This window comes from Streptomyces sp. HSW2009 (assembly GCF_040240285.1).
Taxonomy (GTDB): domain Bacteria; phylum Actinomycetota; class Actinomycetes; order Streptomycetales; family Streptomycetaceae; genus Streptomyces.
This window is the reverse complement of sequence record NZ_JBEHZD010000541.1, coordinates 1-5,103: the sequence shown is the minus strand read 5'-3', so window position 1 is coordinate 5,103 and position 5,103 is coordinate 1. Positions and strand designations below refer to the sequence as shown.

Annotated in this window: 3 protein-coding genes; 2 read left to right on the top strand and 1 reads right to left on the bottom strand. The window is 73.6% G+C overall.

What is annotated here, in order from left to right:
* The first annotated feature begins 874 nt into the window (after positions 1–874).
* Positions 875–3,022 (top strand): RNA polymerase recycling motor ATPase HelR, encoded by a 2,148-nt coding sequence (gene helR, locus AAHZ94_RS28180; protein WP_349996349.1) that lies wholly within the window; start codon positions 875–877, stop codon positions 3,020–3,022.
* Between the two features lie 133 nt (positions 3,023–3,155).
* Here helR and AAHZ94_RS28175 read toward each other — a convergent pair whose 3' ends face one another.
* Complete coding sequence (locus tag AAHZ94_RS28175; RefSeq protein ID WP_349996347.1) at positions 3,156–3,542, bottom strand: MerR family transcriptional regulator; 387 nt, start codon at positions 3,540–3,542, stop codon at positions 3,156–3,158.
* A 64-nt stretch (positions 3,543–3,606) separates the two neighbouring features.
* On the opposite strand from AAHZ94_RS28175, the gene AAHZ94_RS28170 reads away from it, so the two are divergent.
* Positions 3,607–4,968 (top strand): MFS transporter, encoded by a 1,362-nt coding sequence (locus AAHZ94_RS28170; RefSeq protein WP_349996346.1) that lies wholly within the window; start codon positions 3,607–3,609, stop codon positions 4,966–4,968.
* Positions 4,969–5,103: the final 135 nt, after the last annotated feature.

Here is a 5,103-nt window from a genome sequence, read left to right as displayed (position 1 = left end):
TTATACCCCCCCCCCCCCCACCCCCCTTTCGGCGCCGGGGGGGGGGGCGGGTTTTTTTTTAAACCCCCCCCCCCTCGCGCCCCCCGCCCCCCCCCGGGGGGGGGGCGGTCGCCGTTTGCCACGCGGGTGGGTGACTGCCGCCGCTTCCCCTACGGGTGGGGGTGGCTGTCGCCGTTTCCCATGCGGGGGGGGCTGCCGCCGGTTCCCACAGCGATCCCGCACACACCCACATACCCACACACCCGCCTACGAAGGTGACCCGCCCGCCGGACCAACCCGAGACCCCAACCCAGCGAGCCAATCAGCCACCCACCCGGCCGACCGACTAGCCAGCCAGCCAGCCAGTCAGCCAGCCCCAACACCCTTGACTCACAAGGGAGTTACCGCCAGGACAGGCCACCGTACAGCCCGATGCGTACGACCCACCGGGCGCAGGAAATCCACCGGGTTGCCGAGCCACTCAGCCACGAGGCTGTCGAGCTGCGGAGCTGTCGAGCTGCGGGCGGGGGGCAACAGACCCAACACACCCAGGGCACGCCCAAGACACACCCAGAACGGGGAGCGACCCCCACAGAGAGAAAGGTTGCGGCGTCGGCGCCGCCCGCGAAGGGGAGTTCCCACCCCTCGCCACTCTCAACGTATAGCGCACGGGGGGCCTTGCGGCAAGGCCCCTCCGGTGGGGCAGAATCCGCGGACCGAGAGCGGAACCCACAGAATTGCGAGATACGCGAAGTGCATTGGCTGTTGTCCGCCATCGAGCCGTATGCCGGTCGCCCGGCCGCGGCTCCCCACCCCGTACGGGCGCACACCGGCGCCGAGCCCACAGCCGCACCACGGGCCGCCGCGGCGCCGACCCCGCACCGGAGCTGATGCCATGAACCCCCTCACCACCAGCGCGTTCCGGCTCCCCGACCGGCTGGCGGGCAAGGCCGCGGCGGCGTTGATCGGCGACGACGAGCAGCAGTTCGCCGCCATCGCCCACTGCCTCGAAACCTCGATCGCCGAACTCGAAGGCCGCCTCGACGCAGCCCGCAAGGCACCGGGCGGCATCGGCCGCGCAGCCCTCGACCGGGACGTCGAGATCCACCAACTCACCGCCAGGCTCCGCACCCTGCGCCGCTTCGGGCTCGACCTGTGCCTGGGGCACATGGTCCCGGCCGACGGTGGCGCGCCGGTGTACGTCGGCCGCCTCGGCCTCACCGACGACGCCGGGCACCGGCTGCTGCTCGACTGGCGCTCACCGGCGGCCGAACCGTTCTTCGCCGCCACCCACGCCCACCCGATGGGCCTGGCGAGCCGCCGCCGTTACCGCTGGACCGGCGGCCGGGTCAGCGACTACTGGGACGAGGTGTTCACCACCGACGGCCTGGCCGGGCACGCCGCGCTCGACGACCAGTCCGCGTTCATCGCCAGCCTGGGCGGCGACCGGTCGGACCGGATGCGCGACGTGCTCGCCACCATCCAGGCCGACCAGGACGCCATCATCAGGGCCGGCTCGCGCGGCGCGCTCGTCGTCGACGGCGGCCCCGGCACCGGCAAGACCGTCGTCGCCCTGCACCGCGCCGCGCACCTGCTCTACGCCGACCCGCGCCTTCGCCACCGCCGCGGCGGCGTGCTGTTCGTCGGCCCGCACCAGCCCTACCTGTCGTACGTCGCCGACGTCCTGCCCAGCCTCGGCGAAGAAGGCGTCCGCACCTGCACCCTGCGCGACCTGCTCCCCGAGGGCGCGGCGGCCACCGAGGAACGCGACCCGCAGGTGGCCGCGCTCAAGTCCACCGCCGACCTCGTACGGGCCGTCGAACCGGCCGTCGCCCTCTACGAGGAGCCGCCCACCGAAGCCACCGAGATCAGCACCCACTGGGCCGACCTGTGGATCGGGCCCGACGACTGGGCCACCGCGTTCGCCGCCGTCGAACCCGGCACCCCGCACAACGAGGCACACGACCAGATCCGCGAAGCACTCATCACCGCACTCATCGACCAGGACGACAGCGACGCCACCCCCGAACTGCTGCGCCGCACCCTGCTCAACCACCCCGAACTGACCCGGGCCCTGCACCGCGCCTGGCCGCTCATCGAACCCGGCGACCTGCTCTCCGACCTCTGGTCCGTCCCCGCCTACCTGCGCAGATGCGCCCCCTGGCTGAGCCCGGCGGACGTCCGCGCGCTCCACCGGCCGGCCGACCACGGCTGGACCGTCGCCGACCTGCCACTGCTCGACGCGGCCAGGCAGCGCCTCGGCGACCCGCAGGCTTCCGTGCGCAAGCGCCGCCAGGAAGCGGCCGTCGCCGCCGAACGGGCCCGCCGAGCCGATGTGATCGACGGGCTGCTGGCCGCCGACGACGACGGCGAGGGCGCCGTGACGATGCTGCACGGCCGCGACCTCCAGGACGGCCTGATCGACCACGACGCGCTGACCGGGCCCGAACGGGAGCCGCTGGCCGGCCCGTTCGCGCACATCATCGTGGACGAGGCACAGGAACTCACCGACGCCGAATGGCAGATGCTGCTGCTGCGCTGCCCCTCCCGCAGCTTCACCATCGTCGGCGACCGCGCCCAGGCCAGGCACGGCTTCACCGAGTCGTGGCAACAGCGCCTGAAACGGGTCGGGCTCGACCGGGTCACAGTCTCCTCGCTCAGCATCAACTACCGCACGCCCGAGCCGGTGATGGCCGAGGCCGAACGCGTCATCCGCACGGCCCTGCCGGACGCCAACGTGCCGACCTCCATCCGCACCGAAGGCGCCCCCGTCCACCACGGCTCGACCGCCGAACTCGACACGATCCTCGCCGACTGGCTCGCCACCAACCCCGACGGCACCGGCTGCGTCATCGGCGCCCCCACCTTCACACCCACCCCCCGCATCCGCTCACTGCCGCCCGAGCTGACCAAGGGCCTGGAGTTCGACCTGGTCGTGGTGGTCGACCCACAGGCGTACGGCGAGGGCGTCGAAGGTGCCGTCGACCGCTACGTCGCAATGACCCGGGCCACCCGCCAACTGGTCGTCCTCACCAGCGCGTGACCTCGCGCGCCCTCGCGCGGGCGCGGGCGCGTACGGGAGGCGAGGCGGGAGGCGCTGGACGCGGCGGCGGGCGCGCGGGGCGGGGCGAGGCAGCGAGGCGCCTCGCCACGGGGCAACCGTCGCCGCCCCGCCGTCACCCCGCCGCGGCCCCGCTCTCCGCGGCCGTGGTCCGCACCACGGCCAGGTACTCCGCGATGGCGTCCCGGTTGCGGGTCAGGCAGTCGATGCGGGAGGTCATCCGGGAGAGTTCGCCCTCCAACGTGGCCAGCATCTCCGGCGTTGCGTCCGGGAAGTGGATCGTGCGCGGCTTGTCCAGACAGGGCAGGATCTGTTTGATGATCCGCGTCGGCAGCCCCGCGTCGAGCAGCCCCCTGATCTGCAACACCCGATCCACGAAGCGCTCGTCGTACGCCCGGTAGCCGTTCGCGCAGCGGTACGGGACGATCAGGCCCTGTTCCTCGTAGTAGCGCAGCAGCCGCCGCGGCGTACCGGTACGTTCCGCCAACTCTCCGATGCGCATCCGCCCGCCCCCGCACGCCCCGACTTGACCTTCACATCAATGTGACGGTTCGAGCATACCGAGCATGCGCACCCACACCCCGCACAGCACACCCGACCACACCCCCGACCAGTCCCCCGCCACCGCCCGCACGACCCCGCAGACGACCGACCGCGCGCGGTACGACGAAGCACTGAACGGCAAGACGCAGCACGACCAGGACCGGGACAACCACGCACCAGAGCACCGGCCGCCGAACGACCAGCCACCCGTCACCCCGACCAGACTCCCGTACGCCGCCCTGCTCGCCCTGGCCACGGCCGTCTTCATCACCAGCCTCACCGAGACCCTGCCGGCCGGCGTGCTGCCCGCCATGAGCGGCAGCCTCGGCGTCAGCGAATCCGCCATGGGCCAGTCGATCACCATCTACGCCATCGGCACCGCCCTCACCGCGCTCCCGCTCTCCGCCGCCACCGCGGGCTGGCGCCGCAAGCGGCTGCTGCTGACCGCGATGGCCGGGTTCGCCGCCGCCAACACCGTCACCGCGCTGTCCACGGACTACCTGCTCACCATGGCCGCCAGGTTCCTCGCCGGGGTCGCCGCCGGCCTCGCCTGGGCGCTGCTCGCCGGCTACGCCAGGCGGCTGGTCCCGGCCCACCTCGGCGGCAAGGCCATCGCCCTGGTGATGACCGGCATCCCACTGGCCCTGTCGCTCGGCGTGCCCGCCGGTGCGTTCCTCGGCTCCGCCATCGGCTGGCGGGCCACGTTCGGGCTGATGACCGCACTCACCCTCGCGCTGCTCGGCTGGATCGCCGCCGCCGTACCCGACCAGGAAGGCCAACGCCCCGGAGCCCGCGCCCCCCTGCTGCGGGCGCTGGCCGTACCCGGCGTCGCCCCGGTCCTCTTCGTCACCCTGGTCTTCGTCCTCGCCCACACCGTGCTCTACACCTACATCGCCAGCTACCTCGACCACCTCGGCCTCGGCGGCTCCACCGACGTGGTGCTGCTGGTCTTCGGCGGCGCCTCGCTGCTCAGCATCTGGATCGTCGGCAGCCTCATCGCCCGCCACCTGCGGGCCCTGACCATCGCCAGCACCCTGCTGTTCGCGGCGGCGGCCACCGTACTCGCGGCGCTCTCCGACCACACCGCCCCGGTCTACGCGGCCGTCACGCTCTGGGGGCTCGGCTGGGGCGGCGCGCCGACGTTGCTCCAGACCGCCGTCGGCGAGGCGGGCGGCGAGGCAGCGGACGCCGCCCAGGCCATGCTCGTGACGCGGTGGAACGCGGCGATGGCCGGTGGCGGCGTACTCGGCGGGGTCCTGCTCGGCCTGGTCGGCACCACGGCCTTCCCCTGGACCGTGCTCGCCCTGCTCGTCCCGACCCTCGCCGTGGTCGTCGCGGCCCGCACCCACGGCTTCCCGAGCCGCCGGCAGGCCCGTACCGGCTGATCCACGGGGGTACGAAGGGGAAGAACGCGACGGGGGGGGGGGGGGGGCGGGGGGCCCGCGCCCCCCCCCCCCCGGGCCCCCCCCGGGGCGGCGGGGGGGGCGGGGGGCGGGGTGGGGGGGGGGGCGGGGCCGGGG